This window comes from Candidatus Uabimicrobium helgolandensis (assembly GCF_041508025.1).
Lineage (GTDB): Bacteria > Planctomycetota > Uabimicrobiia > Uabimicrobiales > Uabimicrobiaceae > Uabimicrobium > Uabimicrobium helgolandensis.
This window is the reverse complement of record NZ_CP165719.1, coordinates 553,541-571,934: the sequence shown is the minus strand read 5'-3', so window position 1 is coordinate 571,934 and position 18,394 is coordinate 553,541. Positions and strand designations below refer to the sequence as shown.

12 protein-coding genes are annotated in these 18,394 nt (G+C 34.6%); 9 read left to right on the top strand and 3 right to left on the bottom strand.

What is annotated here, in order from left to right; all coding sequences use genetic code 11:
* Nucleotides 1-45 precede the first annotated feature (45 nt).
* The 3 genes from UABHE_RS02035 to UABHE_RS02025 all read left to right on the top strand — a co-directional run bounded on the left by UABHE_RS02035 (nucleotide 46) and on the right by UABHE_RS02025 (nucleotide 1,670).
* Nucleotides 46-411, top strand: a complete 366-nt coding sequence (locus UABHE_RS02035; protein ID WP_372368517.1) for a hypothetical protein — start codon at nucleotides 46-48, stop codon at nucleotides 409-411.
* Nucleotides 412-421: 10 nt separating this feature from the next.
* Nucleotides 422-901, top strand: a complete 480-nt coding sequence (locus UABHE_RS02030; RefSeq protein ID WP_372368516.1) for an ATP-binding protein — start codon at nucleotides 422-424, stop codon at nucleotides 899-901.
* A 133-nt stretch (nucleotides 902-1,034) separates the two neighbouring features.
* On the top strand, nucleotides 1,035-1,670 hold the full coding sequence (locus tag UABHE_RS02025; RefSeq protein WP_372368515.1) for a leucine-rich repeat domain-containing protein: 636 nt from the start codon (nucleotides 1,035-1,037) through the stop codon (nucleotides 1,668-1,670).
* Between the two features lie 142 nt (nucleotides 1,671-1,812).
* On the opposite strand, the gene UABHE_RS02020 is transcribed toward UABHE_RS02025, so the two are convergent.
* Nucleotides 1,813-3,975 (bottom strand): ATP-binding protein, encoded by a 2,163-nt coding sequence (locus tag UABHE_RS02020; RefSeq protein WP_372368513.1) that lies wholly within the window; start codon nucleotides 3,973-3,975, stop codon nucleotides 1,813-1,815.
* A gap of 126 nt (nucleotides 3,976-4,101) precedes the next feature.
* On the opposite strand from UABHE_RS02020, the gene UABHE_RS02015 reads away from it, so the two are divergent.
* The 5 genes from UABHE_RS02015 to UABHE_RS01995 all read left to right on the top strand — a co-directional run bounded on the left by UABHE_RS02015 (nucleotide 4,102) and on the right by UABHE_RS01995 (nucleotide 13,439).
* Nucleotides 4,102-7,497 (top strand): methylmalonyl-CoA mutase family protein, encoded by a 3,396-nt coding sequence (locus UABHE_RS02015; protein WP_372368512.1) that lies wholly within the window; start codon nucleotides 4,102-4,104, stop codon nucleotides 7,495-7,497.
* A gap of 133 nt (nucleotides 7,498-7,630) precedes the next feature.
* Nucleotides 7,631-10,942, top strand: coding sequence for a HEAT repeat domain-containing protein (locus UABHE_RS02010; protein ID WP_372368511.1), 3,312 nt, complete (start codon nucleotides 7,631-7,633; stop codon nucleotides 10,940-10,942).
* An 11-nt stretch (nucleotides 10,943-10,953) separates the two neighbouring features.
* A complete protein-coding gene (locus UABHE_RS02005; protein ID WP_372368510.1) occupies nucleotides 10,954-11,793 on the top strand; it encodes a hypothetical protein in 840 nt (279 codons plus the stop codon).
* Nucleotides 11,794-11,889: 96 nt separating this feature from the next.
* Nucleotides 11,890-12,666 (top strand): DUF4388 domain-containing protein, encoded by a 777-nt coding sequence (locus tag UABHE_RS02000; RefSeq protein WP_372368509.1) that lies wholly within the window; start codon nucleotides 11,890-11,892, stop codon nucleotides 12,664-12,666.
* A gap of 2 nt (nucleotides 12,667-12,668) precedes the next feature.
* A complete protein-coding gene (locus UABHE_RS01995) occupies nucleotides 12,669-13,439 on the top strand; it encodes an SDR family oxidoreductase (RefSeq protein ID WP_372368508.1) in 771 nt (256 codons plus the stop codon).
* Between the two features lies 1 nt (nucleotide 13,440).
* On the opposite strand, the gene UABHE_RS01990 is transcribed toward UABHE_RS01995, so the two are convergent.
* Nucleotides 13,441-14,616 (bottom strand): hypothetical protein, encoded by a 1,176-nt coding sequence (locus UABHE_RS01990; RefSeq protein WP_372368507.1) that lies wholly within the window; start codon nucleotides 14,614-14,616, stop codon nucleotides 13,441-13,443.
* A gap of 308 nt (nucleotides 14,617-14,924) precedes the next feature.
* On the opposite strand from UABHE_RS01990, the gene UABHE_RS01985 reads away from it, so the two are divergent.
* Complete coding sequence (locus tag UABHE_RS01985) at nucleotides 14,925-16,613, top strand: ABC transporter permease (RefSeq protein WP_372368506.1); 1,689 nt, start codon at nucleotides 14,925-14,927, stop codon at nucleotides 16,611-16,613.
* 15 nt (nucleotides 16,614-16,628) lie between these two features.
* Here UABHE_RS01985 and UABHE_RS01980 read toward each other — a convergent pair whose 3' ends face one another.
* Nucleotides 16,629-17,582 (bottom strand): tetratricopeptide repeat protein, encoded by a 954-nt coding sequence (locus tag UABHE_RS01980; RefSeq protein ID WP_372368505.1) that lies wholly within the window; start codon nucleotides 17,580-17,582, stop codon nucleotides 16,629-16,631.
* Nucleotides 17,583-18,394 lie beyond the last annotated feature (812 nt).

The window sequence follows — 18,394 nt, the reverse complement described above, 5'->3', positions numbered from 1 at the left end:
GTTCTAAATGTATGCCGAAATCTTTAACTACGAGGTATTAAAATAATGATGGAACTCAATGAAGAACGTTTTCAATTACAATGTCAATTCAAAGAAGATAGTGCTGTTTTAGCATTTGTAGGAAAAATTGACACTCAAAATCCAGATAAAAGTTTAGATCCTTACTTTGCACAAATACACAAAAAAGCTATCGAAGAGAACATTAAACAAGCAGAATGTCATCTCAAACAGCTAGAGTTTTTAAACTCAAATGGAATAAAAAGTATTGTTAATTGGATTTTGAAAATAAAAGCCTCTAATAAAGATGAACAGTACAAAGTTATTCTAGTTACAAACCAAGAGCACACATGGCAGCGATCAAGCATCAACGTATTATCATTAATGGCTCCCGACGTTGTAATTGTTAAGTAAGGAAAATACTATGTCCGAAATTTTAAGTAGTTATGTGAAGATTAGTTATTCTCCCCGTTGGGCTTATGTCCAAAATATAAGGGATTTTGTTAAGAATTTTTGTGTCAATAGTCAACTTCCAAATGATATATCAGATAAAATTATGATTGTAGCAAGTGAGCTCTTAGAAAATGCCGTTAAATACAGCTATAAAGAAGATGTTAGTTTCAAAATGGAAATTGCTCCCAACGATAACAATGTTAATATTAGCGTTAGCAACTACAGCGAGGAAAAGAATAGCAAAATTTTGCGACAAGAATTAGACGATGTCAATTCTCTACCACCACAAGAAGCATACTTAAAAAACCTAGCGCGTGTAGCCCAAAACCCTAATATCAGTCGCCTTGGTTTTTCTCGCATTCGTTACGAAACAAATGCAACTTTTGATCTTTCAATCGAAGGAGATCACGTTCTTGTTGTGTGCAAAGTGCCAATAACTCAGGCCCAATAATTATTATTTCGCAGATTTGAGATGCGCTGCCAAAACAGTTGCGGTTAATGGTAAATCTAGAAAGATTAAGCAAATTTATAAAAGAAAACTCTCAACATTATTCTTCAAGTAAAAAAAGCCGTGGGATATAGTTTTGTATACTATACAAAATAAAATATTGAGCGAAGTTAAGAGTAATATGTCTTATGATAACTGTAATTTCCATCTAGCAGATAAAGAGGTAAAATACTATTTAGAAAATTCATATTTCATTAATTGTAATTTTAAAAAAGAAATACATTTTTCAAGTTTAGAAAGATGTTCTTTTGTAAATTGTAAATTTTCAAAAGTAGTTATGGATTTAAGCGCACAATTATTGGAAAAAATTCCAGAATATGTATTTGAACTAAATTTTATTAATGTTCTACATCTATATGAAAATAAAATTACATGTTTATCTTCTTCAATTGCGAAAATGAAAAATCTCTATCAACTAGTCTTACTTAGGAATGAGATTTTTCATTTTCCAAATGTAATAACAAACTTAGTTTCTCTTGATCATATAAATCTATGTGGAAATAGAATAAAAACTATTCCAAAATCTATTAGTAAAATTGAAAATTTAACTTCGCTGTACTTAAGATGGAATAAAATAAGTAAACTTCCAAAAGAAATTGGTCGACTTTCAAAATTGAGAGAACTAGATCTTGAAGGAAATCCGATTTCTAAGAGACAACAAAATTATATACGTTGTCTTCTACCAAATTGTAATATATATTTCGGAAAGTAGAGCATGCACTTTAAAAAGTGTCAGACTTAAGAATTTGCTTTCCGAGTGAATTTGAGTCTTGGTTAGACAATCATCTATTTATTCATTTTACTAGCTGACAGTTCATTCCATGTGATTTTTATTCAGCTCTATTAACCAAGTATCAATTATTCTTTTCATCAGCATCAATCTCTATTTGATCTCTTTCTTCCGGCGAAATCAATGGTATTCTCACCGAAAACTTGGTTCCCGGATTGTTGTCTGCAAAACGAATGTCTCCTTTTATTCTCTCCAAACGCCTTTTCACAATAGCAAGTCCTAGACCAGTACCAGTTTGTTTTGTCGTGTAAAACGGTTCAAATACTTTATCACGATCTTCTCCAGAGATTCCTGGACCATTGTCGCTTACATCAACAACGCAGTAACTTAGTAAATGGCGTTTACTTTTCTTTTCATAACTTGAAATTTCAACTTTGCCTCCATCAGGCATACACTGGATAGCATTAGTAGTTAAATTAAGAAAGATTTCCATCAGAGCATCTTGATCGCAATATAATTTTATTGGTTTTATATTTGTTACTATCTCAACATTATTCCGCCTCGCATTATGTTTTATCAACATCGTAACATTAGATATTACTTCGCCAATATCTACCCATTCTTCGTTATAAGATCTAGGTCGCGCAAAGTGTAAAAGTTGATTCACTACGCGAGATAAACGATCAATTTCTTGAATGATAATACCTAATCCTTCTTGGTTAGAGTCATCGCTAGGTAAATCCTCTTTCATTACTTGGGTAATGGCTTTTATAGATGACAACGGATTCTTTACTTCGTGAGCGATACTTGCTGACAATCTTCCTAACGACGAAAGCTTTTCTGATTCATACATCTTACGTCCAAGAGCAAACTTCTCCCTTGCAAGTTTCGTATTTTCGATAGTCGTAATAATTTGGTTAACGAGCATTAAGAACATTTCTTCTTCTTCTGGTATTAAGTGGTTGCGTACAGGGCGCTTACCAATATTTAATAGTCCGACAAGTTCGCTCTCTTGGTAAATTGGTATAATATTAAAAGCCTTGATATTTTTCATCTGACGGAAAATTTCAACGTCTTCTTCGCGAAGATGATAACGGCTGAGAACACGCGGTTTATGCACTTTGAGATAGTTAATAATTTCGGTAATATCTTCAGCCATAATATCAAGAGTACTTCCAGTAATTGTTAAACTTTTATCTATCTGCTCGCGGAAAATAACAATAGAAACAGCACGTATTTTCAAAGCACGACTAATGCTAAATGCGGTATAATCGAGTAAATCATCGATATCCATATGAACTTGATTAATTGTCTTTGATAGGTTACTGATAATGGTTTGAAAATAAAGATTTTCGCGAAAAAAAATGCGATTAAACAATTCTAGTAGCTTTTTCTTCAAAGTATCAAAAAAGAATACCATTACCATAATAAGTATACCTTGAAGAATACGAAAATTAATACTCAGATGCTTTTCCATTGCTTTACCAAAAGGAGAAATTGCCGAAAGATAGAAAACAATGATTGAAAATCCTAAAAGAGTATAAATCAAACCGCGTTTGAAAACATATTCGATGTAACTATAGCGATAGAGGTAGTAACAAAACAAGGAAGGAAGCAATGACACAAGAATATTACTAAGCAAATTCAAATAGTCGCCAACGTGCGGTACGGAGCGAACGTTTAAAATAAAGGTAGTGAGGTAAATAACCAAAACTGAAGTAACAAGCCAGTCAAAGATACTAAGAAAATTCTTTTCTTCTTCATTCTCTAAAGAGCGGCAAAGCTTAACAACAATTAGCCACGAAATAACTAGCAAAACAGAAGACCATACAGAAAACTGCGCTAGCAAATTTTCTCGCGGACTATTTTCCAGCATAGTCATCTTACCCACAAGAGGGTAAACAAAGAAGTATATTGTTGGTATATACAAACTAACAAACGCTGTATAACGGATATAAGGCTTTAGTTTCAAATAACGCGTTTCAATAAAATTAATCAAGGTATGTACAGCAAGAGGGTGCAACATCGTAAAGCCGACAATCGCAGTTATATTAAAAATCTGTTCGACTACATTTGCTTGTGTATACAAATACAAAGATATATGCGAAATAAACACGCTAAAATTCCACACAAAAGCCGTAAATGTAAAAAAACCGAAAATTGTCTCATTGTGCTGACGGTTTTTGCGTTTCATAATAAGCAACAAGATGCTGATTTGAAGTACGCTTAAAAACAAAAAACTAAATATTTCAAATATAGGAAAGATCATTTCGTTTATTTTTGGCAAAATGTTACTCCCGAGCACTTTTTAATAGAAAATTTTTACTAAAAATGATAAAGTATGGCCGATAGCCTACCCAAATTTCTTTTCCATTCATAACTTACAACTATTCTGATAGAAAGGCTGTATATTATGCAAACACAGGTCGAAAAAACACATAATAATGTTATACCTGAAAAGCCTAAGATATACCAACCTCAAAACAAAATTCGCATGGTGACAGCAGCATCTTTGTTCGACGGCCATGATGTTAGTATTAATATTATGCGCAGAATGTTGCAAGCTTCTGGTGCTGAGATTATTCATTTGGGCCATAATCGCAGTGTAGGGGAAATTGTCAACTGCGCCATACAAGAAGGTGTCCAAGGAATAGCGATTACAAGTTACCAGGGTGGGCACGTTGAATATTTAAAGTACATGTATGATTTACTTAAACAAAACAAAGCCGGGCACATTAAAATATTTGCTGGTGGTGGTGGCACAATACTTCCTAGCGAAATAGAAGAACTACACAAGCACGGCGTTTGTCGTATCTATTCTCCCGATGATGGCCGGGCCATGGGTTTGCAAGGAATGATTAACGATGTACTAGAGAAATGTGATTTTCCAACAGGACGTTTACTTCAAGGCGAAACAAACGAACTTTATAAAAGAAACTCTCTAGCACTTGGTAATATCATCAGCGCGATAGAAAACAAAAACGATACTACCGAGAAAATATTCGAAGAAATAGAAGAAAGTGTTCGCCAAAGTAAAGTACCAATATTGGGAGTCACTGGGACAGGAGGAGCAGGAAAATCTTCTGTTGTTGACGAATTTGTGCGACGTTTTTTAAACGATTTTAGCGATAAAAATATCGCCATTATTTGTGTTGATCCTTCAAAAAGAAAAACAGGCGGTGCATTGTTAGGTGACCGTATTCGCATGAACGCCATTGACACTCCACGCGTTTTTATGCGTTCTATGGCAACACGTCAAGCTCACTTAGCTCTTAATGAAAACGTCGGGCCTGTTATTGATCTTTATAAAGCCGCAAAATTTGATCTTATTATTTTAGAAACGGCAGGAATTGGCCAAAGTGATTCTGCAATAACAGAATTTGTCGATGCATCTCTATATGTGATGACTCCAGAGTATGGAGCAGCAACACAACTAGAAAAAATAGACATGATTGACTATGCCAATGTAGTTGCGCTCAACAAATTTGATAAGCGCGGTGCTCTTGATGCTCTTCGCGACGTAAAAAAGCAATACCAACGTGCTCATAATTTATTTACAGAGTCTCCTGATAATATGCCTGTTTTTGGTACAATTGCATCGCAGTTTAATGATCCAGGGATGAATCAATTATATCGATCAATTATTGAACTTCTCATTGAAAGAACTGGCGTTCGCTGGCAATCAAAATATACTTCAGAATCAGAAACAAGTAAAAAAGTCTATATTATTCCTCCTGAAAGAAATCGCTATCTTGCTGAAATATGCGATGAAGTTGATCGTTATAACTCAAATACTCAAAAACAAGCAGAAATAGCATGTGATCTTTATAAGCTAAGTGGCGCTAAAAAAATACTTGGCGAAAATAGCACTGCTCTAGATGAAGAAATCAATAAAAAAGAGCTACTACTATCTCCAGAAGTCAAAAGCGCCATTGAGCATTGGGAAACGAAAAAACAAAAATATCGAGAACAGTACTTCTCTTACACAGTGCGCAACAAAGAAATTAAAGTCGAGAATTACACAACTTCGCTAAGCAATTTACCTATTCCCAAAATCGCTGTTCCGCGTTTTCAAGACTGGCGTGATATTGTTACTTGGACAGCACAAGAAAATTTCCCTGGTGAGTTTCCATTTACGGCAGGTGTTTTTCCGTTCAAACGCAAAGGCGAAGATCCGACACGAATGTTCGCTGGAGAAGGTGGGCCAGAGAGAACAAATAGACGTTTTCATTATCTGAGTAAAGGAATGCCTGCTGCACGCTTGAGTACTGCTTTCGATTCTGTTACTCTTTACGGCGAAGACCCAGCTCATCGCCCTGATATTTACGGTAAAATTGGAAACTCAGGCGTGAGTATCGCAACACTTAACGATGCAAAAAAACTATACTCTGGCTTTGACCTTTGCTCTCCAAAAACATCGGTATCAATGACCATTAATGGTCCTGCTCCTATATTGTTATCTTTTTTCCTCAACGCTGCTATTGATCAAATGTGTGAGAAGTATATACTTGAAAATGGTCTACAAGAAGAAGTACAACAAAAAATTGCCTCAATCTACGAGCAAAAAAATATGTCTATTCCACAATACAGTGGTGATTTACCGGAAGGCAACGACGGACTTGGCTTAATGTTATTAGGAGTAACAGGTGATGAGGTACTTCCTTCTGACATTTACCAACAACTAAAAGCACAAGCGCTTAACAGTGTTCGCGGAACCGTGCAAGCTGATATCTTAAAAGAAGATCAGGCACAAAACACCTGTATTTTCTCTACTGAATTTGCATTGAGACTCATGGGCGATGTTCAAGAATATTTTATCAACAACAAAGTCCGCAATTTTTATTCGGTGTCAATTTCAGGCTATCATATAGCAGAAGCAGGAGCTAATCCTATTACTCAATTAGCTTTTACTCTCTCCAACGGATTTACTTTTGTTGAATATTACCTAAGTCGTGGCATGAACATCAATGACTTTGCTCCAAACTTTTCTTTCTTTTTTAGCAATGGAATTGATCCGGAGTATTCGGTAATTGGTAGAGTAGCAAGAAGAATCTGGGCAAAAACTATCAAAATGAAGTATAATGGTAATAAGAGATCACAAATGCTCAAGTACCACATTCAAACTTCTGGACGCTCACTTCATGCCCAAGAAATAGGCTTTAACGATATACGAACAACCTTACAAGCGCTATATGCTATTTATGATAACTGCAACTCGCTTCACACAAATGCTTACGATGAGGCAATAACAACTCCAACAGAAGAGTCAGTACGCCGCGCAATGGCAATACAACTTATTATAAATAGAGAATTAGGACTAGCTAAAAACGAAAATCCTTTACAAGGAGCCTTTATCATCGAAGAGCTTACGGATTTAGTTGAAGAAGCAGTGATTACAGAATTTAGACGAATTTCAGAGCGCGGCGGGGTTCTAGGCGCTATGGAAAAAATGTATCAGCGTAGCAAAATTCAAGAAGAGTCGATGCATTACGAACACTTAAAACACACAGGCGAATATCCAATTGTAGGAGTAAATATGTTTTTAGATTCGCAAGGATCGCCAACAATTATTCCGCAAGAAGTAATTCGTTCAACAAGCGAAGAAAAAGAAAAACAGATAAAAAACGTAGCTGCAACAAAAAAACGTTCGGCCGAAAAAGGTAAACAATCCTTACAAGAAATGCAAGCAACAGCGCTCAATCAAGAAAACATATTTGCTTCACTAATGGAAGCAGCAAAATGCTGTTCTCTAGGACAAATATCAAATGCGCTATACGATGTTGGCGGACAATATCGACGCAACATGTAATTAATTTAGTAGGAGATCCTTAGTTCTAGTTTTTCTAGACCTAAGTTCTCCTGCTGTTTGTTAAAGTTAAGGAAATATACGACTATTTCTCTATTTTAGGAATCTGGGATGTACATTGTTGGAAAACAAAGTTATGAAAAATAATTTTTTTGATGAAACATCTAACGAAAAAAATAATTTAGCGCAGTTATTTTTTGGGTATGCCCATTATTGCCATGAGTATATATGGCTGCTTAAACAAAAACTTTTCTACAAGATGTGCTTGCAACTTCAATATTTAAACGAAAATCAACTTGAGCAAGCGATCAAAACACAAAAACGTGCTTTTAGTGCAGGGAAACAAATCCACATAGGCGAAATACTGCTACAAATGTATCTTTTAGATGAAGAAAAAATTTATACATTATGTGGCATTCTTGGCGAAGAAATTCTATACGAACCACACACTAACCAGTGCTATAAAGCTTTGTTTTCTACAGAAGAAGAACGTATACGCCACGGAAAAAACCTTCAACCCAAAAAAGCAAATGAGGTTTCACGCGAACAGCTACTGCGTTTCTTACGTATAGACTATTCGTGGCCAAGACAAGTACCCGAAAAAACAAAAGAAAGTCATGATCTATTTGTTTTTCTCAACACGGAAACACATTCATTGATGAAAGTAGACGAACTAGATAATGAATTTCACAATGTCATTGCTACTTTTAAGCACTGGATAGCAACACCTGTTATGGCCAATGAAACACATATTAATTCCTTAAGTCAAGAGCAAGCACAAACAGAAAAACAAAAAAATCTCGAATTAGTAAAACAAGTATTCTTGGGATACAACAAAAATCTTCGCGAATTACTGTGGTTGCTACAACAAAAAATGTTTGAAGATTTAGCAATTAAGTACTACAAAATAACATCACAACAAGTGAAAGATGCACTAAAAGTACAGCACCGTGCTTTTCAGCAAAACAAGCAATTACAACTTCCTGAAGTTATGTTGCATATGTATTTGCTTAACGAACTACAAGTGTACGATATCCTAAAAGGTTTGGGAAATTATGTTCTTTGTGGCGATGAAAAGTTCTATCTAACATCATCGCCTAATATATCGTCAAAAGCGGTAAATTGTAATTCATTAGAACAAGTCAAATTAAAATACGAAACGGTTATGCAGTCACTACGAATTGACTTAGCAAAACCAGTTATAATACCCGATGGATTGGTCGATCATTCCACATTTTTATTCTTCCGTAAACGTGGAAAATATATACCTGATTTCGATTTAAAAGAGCAAGAGTTAGCTGTAGCAATTAGCAGTATATATACGCATCTCGATATTGACACCCCACAACATATCATTGAAAATATGTCGCAAAAGGAACAATTTAACGAAACTCATCGTGCCTCTGAAACACTTACACCTGAAAAAAATGAAAATCACGACGAAATGATTTCTGCTGTTCCTTTAACAGGAGATAGTCTTATTGAAATGGAGGCAGCACAAGGCAATACGACAGACTCTTTAAAGCATAGGTTGCGACAAACGCTATCCTTGCCAGCAATTCCTATATCAGAAGAAGATAAGCAACAAATTTCGGGAAACAAAAAAGCAACAGCAATACTACAAAAATTTAGCAAAACAATTACAATGAGCCTACAAAAACGCGCGCGAAAAAAAGCACAAACACAAGAGCAAACATCAGCCCCAAAACAAGCAAAATTGGCATCTCGTAAACCAGTAGTAAATTACCAACAATACTCTGAGACTATATATGGTTATGTAATGGCAAACATTGATGCAAAAGAAAAGGGTTTGCCAACCCAACGAGAAATTGTTGGAAAAAGAACAAATGTTTTTGAACAAATTGCAAAGCGTATAGATCGTCCACAAGAAGCAAAAGCTAAAAAAGCAGAGGTCGACATATACGATGAGATTTTAACAGAGATTGAAACAGACCAAAGCTCTGGCAACAAAGAATTCGCCATAAAACGCGCCCAAGAAAAAGAAAAAATCAAAAATGAATTTGAAGAGGAAAATTTTGAAGAATACTATGTTGATTTTAAAAGTGGCGACCAAATGCCTACTCATTTAGATGAAATTGGCGATTCAGGAGAATTCACTCCTTTAGAACCAGATATTATGGATATTAGCACCGAAGTTGATTCTTTTTTGCAATCATTTGACGACATTGATGAAAACACGGACATCGAACAATTATACGACAAGTTTAGTCGCGATACAGGAAGTGACTACGATCCGCTACTTGAAATGGAAGAAATAGAACAACCGCAACCGCAAACGCAACCACAACAATTACAAAAAGCAGAACAAAACCCAGGAACGCGTAATAATCCTCAACTACGTCGTACTATTTCAATCAGTCAGCCAAAATTACATAGTGCAATACCCACCGCCTTAGAATATGTAGAAGGCTACAAAGAAAAAGAAAGTTCGTTATTAGCAAAACTTACTGTTCCACTACTACTTGTTTTGTTTACTAGTGGCCTTGTATATCTTTTTGTACAACCATACTTAAAAGCAACAACTGATGAAAAACAAAACGATGTTTCTCAAAACAAAAAAAACAACAAAAAAATCCCTAATAAAACAAGATCAATAGACGACGATTTTACAGATGAAGATTTTGAGCAAACTAAAATAGACGAGCCGAAAGAAAAAATAGTAAAGAATAATCCGCCGCAAAAACAAAATCCTGTAGTAAAGAAGAATCCGACGAAAAACAATACGGCCCAAAAAACACCTCGTTTACGAGATTATCTGTATGGTAATGAAGGAAATCCTTCAAAAGTTAGTAAAGCACTTCGCAGTATGTCACAAAGAGGTATTTTAGACAAAGAAGATGTTGATTACATCAAAGAGTTATACAATCAACACCAAGATAAAAAGGTAAAAAAACTCTGTATATGGGCAATGGGAAGTATTAGCTCCTCGGAGGCAAGAGAATGGTTAGAAAGTGTTCTTATTGCTTCACAACAAGCCGAAAACCGTAAGGCAGCACTCAATGCTTTAGAAAAGACAGGCGATGCCCGTGCACAAGGATCTATTCTCGACACATTTAGACGAGAACAAGACAAAAGCGTTTTGGAAGCAGCGGCTTACTCCTTAGCAAAAATTGCGCCTGAGAATTATGATGTACAACAATCTATGATTGCTAAGTTTTACGAAGTAAATAGTGAGAGCATCAAACAAAAAATTATTAACGCTTTAAGTGGCATGAATATTGATTCTCAAAGCGAGTTTTTTGTTCGTATTGCTATAGACTCACAATATAGTACAGGAATACGTCTAGAAGCGCTTGATGCACTTATTTCCAATACCGCTGGAAACAGCAGCAATTATGTTTCAGAAATTTCAATTTTATCAGCTTCCCAAGACGAAGAGCTAAAAGCAAAAGTGCAAGAAGCCTTAGAATACCTCTCTGACGGATAGAAAATATTTCAATGAAAAAACTATTATTACTAGCTACAACGATTATTTTGCTTTCAGCACAAACAACGCAAGAGTTTATCGAGAAAAATGCGATTCGCGTCCAAAATGAACTTCCTGCTAAAATTTACAAAATTATAAAACCATACCGTGTAATCATTTTAGGAGAACTCCACGGAACAAATGAAGGTCCTGAACTCATTTACAAGTTATCGCAACTCATCCACAGTAAAAAGGAAAAAGTAGCTGTTGGACTAGAGATGTCAGAAACTTTTCAGAAGACTATAGATACTTTTTTCCAAACAAATAATTTTGAACAACTAAAACAATCAATTCCTTTTAACTACCCAACAAAGTTTCAAGATGGAAGGTCAAGCACGGCGATAGCTTTGCTTATAAAAAAAGCCGCTTTAAAAGAAATTCCAATCATTTGTTATGATCCTGAAGATTGGAACAATAGAGATATAGGTATGGCAAAAAACATTACCAAAGTTTTTCAGGCCAAAAAACTTGATAAAATCATTCTACTTGCAGGAAACGCTCATGCTCTTTTAGAAAAAAGTACACAACAAAAATCCAAACCGATGGCAAACGCTCTTTTTTCTTCAAAATTTAGTATATTTTCCCAAAAAGATATTCTATCTATACATATGCGTAGTTATAATACAAAAGCGTGGGTCATGTTAACTGAGATACCCAAAATACATCATTTTTCTCCAATAGGCACCGTATACTCTAAGTATATACCTTGGGATATGTATTTTCTACACGAGCCACACAACTCAAAAAAATATAACGCCACTTTTTTTTGGCGTAATATTACAGCTTCTCCTCCATTAAACTGGAAAAAATAGTATTACACTATTTTCGTGGCTTGACTAAACCACATAATTTCATTAAAATAATAGGCAAGTGACCTGCCAAAAGTAATTATTTGTTGGATATTACTTTTGTCAGGTCACTTACAAATATCTCGTAACAAATATCCTATTCATTTGGGAATGCAAATGACTCAAGAAAATAATAACAATAACATTGTTGCTTATGTTGAATGTCCACCTTACCCTTTAGCGCAACTTCAAAAAGAAGAAGAATTTACAATAGGTCGCGGAGTGTATAACCGTTTAGTTCTTTCACTTGATAATGTTTCGCGTTATCATGCAGTAATAAAATGGGGAGATAATGGTTTTATTATTGAGGACCTAGGAAGTAGTAATGGAACATTTGTCAACGATGAGATTATTGAAACGCAGCACAAATTACAAGCTGGTGATAAAATATTAATTGGAAACCAATTAATCACTTACAGAGAGTCGGAAAAGAAAAGCGAATATCAACACAACAAAACACTAAAAACAGATATGGGGCAAAATGTATTTAGAGTTCCATCTGTTGAAGAAATAAAACACTTACGTTCAAGTTTGCAGGGAAATATAGAGACAATCCCTCTTTTTAGCGTTTTACAAATGCTTAGTGGTGACAATCAGACAGGTTGTTTAACGATTCAAAACAGTGAACTTGTAGGTGATATATATTTTAAAGAAGGTAGCGTTATTAATACGCAAATATCTTCTGGTGCTGTTGGTGAAAATGCTTTTTTTAGTATTATGAAATGGGAAAAAGGACAATTCCAATTTCATAAAGAAAAATTACCGTTAAAAGAAACAATGCAAGAAAATTTACAGCGACTATTGCTAGAAGGACTTCGAATCCTCGATGAAAGCTAAAAATGAGTAGCCACTGGACTTTAAAAAACAAGACAGCTTTAATCACTGGAGGCACAAAAGGGATTGGTCTGGCAACAGTCAAAGAATTTATCGAGTTGCAAGCGCAAGTGTGTGTAGTAGCTCGAAGCGAAGAAAGTTTACAACAACAGATATCTTTTTGGAAACAAAAAGGTATCTGTGTCCATGGAATCTGCGCTGATATTTCTTTGAAATGTGAGCGGGATAAAATAAAAAAAGAAATTCAGAACTTATGGACTCACTTAGATATACTAATCAATAATGTCGCGACTAACATACGAAAAGATACTTGTAGTTATAGTGACGAAGAATACCAACATATTCAAGAAACCAACCTTACCTCTATTTGGGATTTGCTACGTTCACTTCATCCACACCTAAAACAATCTTCTTCATCTTCCATCATCAATGTCAGCTCTGTTGCAAGTTTAAAGTATATCGGATCAGGTATAGTATACTCAATGACAAAGGCAGCTCTTGATCAACTTACAAGATATTTATCTGTAGAGTGGGCTAAAGATAATATACGAGTAAACAGCGTTTTACCATGGTACACACGTACTCCACTTGCCAAACCAGTCCTCGACAACCCCAAACGTTTACAAAAAATATTAGAGCGTACACCTTTAGCAAGAATTGCAGAACCGGAAGAAGTAGCAAGAACCATCGCTTTTTTAGCAATGCCTGCTTCCTCTTATGTTACAGGAACAAGTATTTGCGTTGATGGTGGCTTTAGTAATGTAGGCTTACAGTAAATTAGGATATATTTTTCTTTTTGTCGTTCTCTGCTTTTTTTCGCGCCGTTTCATTCATTACTTTCACAAAAGCATGGTTTTTATATTTTTCTTTTGCTTCGCGAATGAGCCGCGCTTGTAGTGCATCAACATCAATAACTTGAATATTATCTGAAACAGGTCTTCCTGCTTCAATATCCTCTTGTCTTCTTTTTGCAATATTTGAATTAGCCGGGATACATACAACATCTTTTACTTTTTCAACTATTTGATCTTGCAAAGACATCTTTTCAGATTGATTGTAATTTTTTAATGCTGTTGTATGTTCTAACTCTTTCTTGGTAGAAGTTAAGTTATTTTTATATTCCTCGAGTGTTTTATTTAATTTCTCATTTTCAAACTCACTGCGATTTGCTCGACTGTGTTGTTCATACAAGCGTTCTTTAAGCTCATCAATTTGAGATTTTTGCATGTCTACTACCTCTTGTTTTTCACTAAGCGCCTCTTGTAGTTCGCTAATTTGTGAGTGCATTTCATTTTTTTTATTTTCTAAATCAATACGATATGCCCGCGCTTTATCGCGTTCAGCAATAGCACACTCTATTTCTTCTTTTAAAGCAAGAATTTGCTGCTCAAACTCAAAAGCTTTTTTTTCTAAATAACTTGGTTTTGTTATAGACAATACATCTTTTTTTGCTGTAGTTGTAGAATAAAAATTTGTTGGTTGGTTGATAGCACGTAAACTCGATTTTGCTACCCAGCTTTTTTGGCCATTTCGAAACTCTACTTGCACGCGTTTTTTTACATCGCGAATAATTCCCATACGATTAGATTTCTTTTTAGCGTCACACCAAAGTACATCTTGTCCTAAGTCCCATGGTTTAGAATTATCTTTAGCTATATTTTTCACTACTTTTTGAGAATTTTTCTTTTTAGGCGCTTTTTTTTCATACGCTGTAAGTACATCAAGCATGTTTTTGCCTTGATTTATTTTTTGCGACACAAAATCTACTTTTTCTTGCAAGTCTTTACCCAAAGATTTACCTTTTTTAGCTTGCTGAAAACAGTCATCTACAAGAATAGTCCAACGCGGATTTTTTTCAGCGATAATCTTACTTCCAATCCAATTCATAATTGTCGGAATAGACGTTTTTTTGCGTTTAGCCGCTTCTTTAACTGTAATTGTTTGGTAATCCATTGTAAACTCCTGTAGTTTGTATCCTCAATATATTTATCACCAATAAACCGTACAAAAACCGTCACTGTAACTTTTTACTATACAAAGACTTAGACTATTATAAAATCTTTTTTTTGATTTTGCTATAAAATATAGTATATATGTTAAGTGAGTCGCAAAAAGTGTCAGAGCAAGGAGAGCCTGAGAGGCGCATAACTGTAGCTATGTAACCGAAGGCTCAACGCCGCTATGACACTCAAAGGCAAGCTGCGTGCTCTTAAAAACTTTTTGCGATTTGCTTAAATTAAACAACTTTTAGGCGGACAACAATGCTTTCTAAATTTCCCTTGCTACAAAAAGAGTTGATCAATCACGCACATAACAAACAAACTTATGTTATGAGAATTATTTATGGAATAGTATTATATTCGATTTTTCTCACCATTTGGTCTGACATCACTCGTTTGAGTCGTTTTACACTACTTGGCAAAGGAAAACGCCTTTTAGAAGTAATATCCTACACTAACACTATTGCAATATTGTTAATTTTACCAAATATTTGTGCGCAAACTATTGTTCGTGAAAAAGAGCAACAAACGTTAGATCTACTTTTAGTTAGTCCATTGCGAACAACACAAATATTATTTGAAAAATATTTAAGTATTTTATTTACTTCTTTGTTATTAATTGCAATGTCTTTTCCTCTTATTTATCTCAGTTACCTACTGGGTGGAGTTACGTCCTCTGATTTGGTATTATCTTTGTATTCACTAATACTTACAATGTTTCAAATTACAGCGATAGGAGCTTTTTGTTCCTGTTATTTTACAAGTACAACCACTGCCATCATTGCATCTTATTTGTCCGTATTTAGCTTATACATTCTATTACCACGCATATTTTTTCGAACCCCACCGATCTATCTCTTATCACATATCTTGTTGTTTGCAAAAGATAAACATCAATTAATGCACCTATACTGGGGCACTAGTATAAATTGGATTTTTAGCATCATAACTATAATTTTTGCTGCCCAATTGATACCTTTACAAACCATTTTTAGCAGTAAACATCTCTCAATAGAAAAAACAAGTAAGTCAAAAAATAAGTACTTCAAAAAATCTCTTCATTACAACATGCCAACCAAATTTAACGATTATATTTTGCTTTTTTGTTACTGCATTACTGCTGTGTTTGCAATGGTAACTATTGTTATTATCTTAGTTGGCCGCTACAAAAATATCATCAACGGTCACCAAATTACTATTTTTGCTATTGTTTTCTTAGTTGCACTACTATTTGCAATGCTTTATTCAATAAAGCAATCAGATGTAAGTTTACGTTTTCCTATTTGGTGGTTACAAACTCGTATCAATCGTCCTAAATATACGATACATATCATTATTTTCACAGCGATCATATGTTTCAGGCGCTATTCTTTACAAACATGGAATTTTCAACATTTATCATCTTTCTCAACTCTACTACTTACAATGCTAGTAATTATCACAAGTAATACTTTATTGTTCTACAAAGAAAAACAAAAGCAAAGATGGCACATTCTTTTGACCACGCCAATTGGTATTTCCAATATTATATGGCAAAAAACGCTATGTATGACAAAAAGTACTATATCAATCGCACTCATTCTATCCTTAGCGATTCCACGCTACAGCATTCCGAGCTACAAAGACTATTCTTCTTACCTCACAGCATTTTCGTATATCTGGGGGTATTATTTCTTGTGTACTTTATTTGTATTTATATCATTTCAATTTGTTGCAATGGTGTTTAGCACCTTCTCAAACACAAAGAATACCCACTATGTTGTTGGAATACTCATGTTATGCTCTTTACTACCTCTGTCTTCTCTAAGTGACGCCTATAATTCATGGTTAGCTCCGTACAATAACAATTTTTTTGGAATAGCAAACAAACCACAATTAGTTCTTTTAGGGATAATACTTTGTTTTTTCCTTGCGGCTTACAACCTTCACTACAACAGCAACAAGCACTAAATAAAAATGCAAACACTATTTTTGAAGTTTTTTCAGTGCTCTTTCATTCCCAAGAGCAGCGCTTTTCTGATACCACTCAAGTGCTTTTTGTTTGTCTTTCGCTACTCCAAAGCCTTTTTCGTACATCTCACCGATAAACGCCATGGATTCGGAATGTTTATATTTACTTGCTTGTAAGAACCACTTGCGCGCAATAGAAAAATCAAAATCAGCCCCTGTACCATAGAAATAAATTACACCCAAGTTATACATCGAAAGAAAATGTTTTTTTTCTGCTGCCAAAGTAAATAGCTCAGCGGCCTTTTCCTGATTGATATCCATTTCTTCGCCATAATAGTTCATAAGTCCATATCTATACATTCCTTCTGGAAAACGTAAATCAGCAGCTTTTTTGAACCAATCTCCAGCTTGTTTTATATCTTTTTTAACCCCTGCACCATAGTAATACATTGTTGCAATATTATTCATAGCATAAGCTGAATTTAAATTGGCGGCTTTTTGATACCAAATCATAGCAGTATCTAGGTTCTTTTCTACACCAAGACCGTAACGATACATTACCCCTATATGGTTCATTGCTGGGCTAAAACCAAGCTCACTAGCTTGCTTGAAAAAATGAAAAGACTTAGCTCTATCTTTCTTCTCTCCAACAGGGATAAACGAAAACCATCCACACATATATAAAGAAAAAGCATCTTTATTTTTACTTATTTCTTGCGATATACTCCGAACCATCTCTTTTGCCAATGTGATCTTTTTATCTGTGCCATGTCCCATAAAAAGCATTTTAGCTTTGTGTGCTAAGTACCGAGAATCTTTTCGCATTTGAATAGCTTTTTCATTTATTTGCCAAGATTCTTGATAATTATGATTTTCATAATATTCTTTTACTGCTTGTACAAAAGCTTCTTCCCCTGCTTGCGCATAACAACTTATAGAAAAAAAAAACAAAAAAACTAACCATTTCATAAAGAACTCCTTTGTTAAACAAAAATAGGCGAGTACTAGTACTACAGTTGTACGGATTCATTTAATGATACGCCAGTAGTATTGAGCCCGAGCCCGTTTGCGAGCCCGCGCCCGAAAACTTTTTGAGAGCGACAGAAAGTGATTTATTGGTTCAATACTAGTTTTTTGCGATGGAAAAAGAAACTTTGCTTCTTTGATAAATTGTTAGTGAAAGTTTCGGAAACGGGCTCGCAAACGGGCTCGGGCTCGAAAAAACACACAATATTTTGAATGATGACACGCCCTAGAACTTATAAGTAAAAAAATAGGTATGTCGCGGAATATAATCGGCTCATTCTGCATAGAAGCTTGCTAAGGTTATCATAAATAGTAACATAGAGTCAAAAAACGCTATTTTTTATACATTTTGAATCATTATTTGTGAGAACTACCAGAAATTTTATTTTATCGGCGCGATATTTTGAATACTCATAATCGATTTCTGTAAATAAAAAATAATCGTCAATAAGTAAAAGAACATCTAAAATCGTAAATTATTTCCCACCATGTCCCTAAGTTTCAATAGCGTAAAAAATGAAAAATTCAGCTAAAGTACTACACACTTACCTAATTTATAGTAATGTAAAAAATATATTTGCTTAAATGCTCGCAAATTTTTCCAAGTATTTTGTATAAAAATAAAAGTAAATTTTGTATATTAAAAGCTATCATTTTAGGGCTTTAATAGTAAAATTATTATTTACGATATTACTGTAAGTGACTTAATGTCGTAAGTATATTTTCAAAATGACTCGTTTATTCGTAAGTTAAAA

Bases quoted from the DNA above. Each gene is read 5' to 3' on its own strand.
- UABHE_RS02035 (WP_372368517.1), top strand. From the start codon at position 46: ATGATGGAACTCAATGAAGAACGTTTTCAATTACAATGTCAATTCAAA.
- UABHE_RS02030 (WP_372368516.1), top strand. From the start codon at position 422: ATGTCCGAAATTTTAAGTAGTTATGTGAAGATTAGTTATTCTCCCCGT.
- UABHE_RS02015 (WP_372368512.1), top strand. From the start codon at position 4,102: ATGCAAACACAGGTCGAAAAAACACATAATAATGTTATACCTGAAAAG.
- UABHE_RS02010 (WP_372368511.1), top strand. From the start codon at position 7,631: ATGAAAAATAATTTTTTTGATGAAACATCTAACGAAAAAAATAATTTA.
- UABHE_RS02005 (WP_372368510.1), top strand. From the start codon at position 10,954: ATGAAAAAACTATTATTACTAGCTACAACGATTATTTTGCTTTCAGCA.
- UABHE_RS01995 (WP_372368508.1), top strand. From the start codon at position 12,669: ATGAGTAGCCACTGGACTTTAAAAAACAAGACAGCTTTAATCACTGGA.
- UABHE_RS01990 (WP_372368507.1), bottom strand. From the start codon at position 14,616: ATGGATTACCAAACAATTACAGTTAAAGAAGCGGCTAAACGCAAAAAA.
- UABHE_RS01985 (WP_372368506.1), top strand. From the start codon at position 14,925: ATGCTTTCTAAATTTCCCTTGCTACAAAAAGAGTTGATCAATCACGCA.
- UABHE_RS01980 (WP_372368505.1), bottom strand. From the start codon at position 17,582: ATGAAATGGTTAGTTTTTTTGTTTTTTTTTTCTATAAGTTGTTATGCG.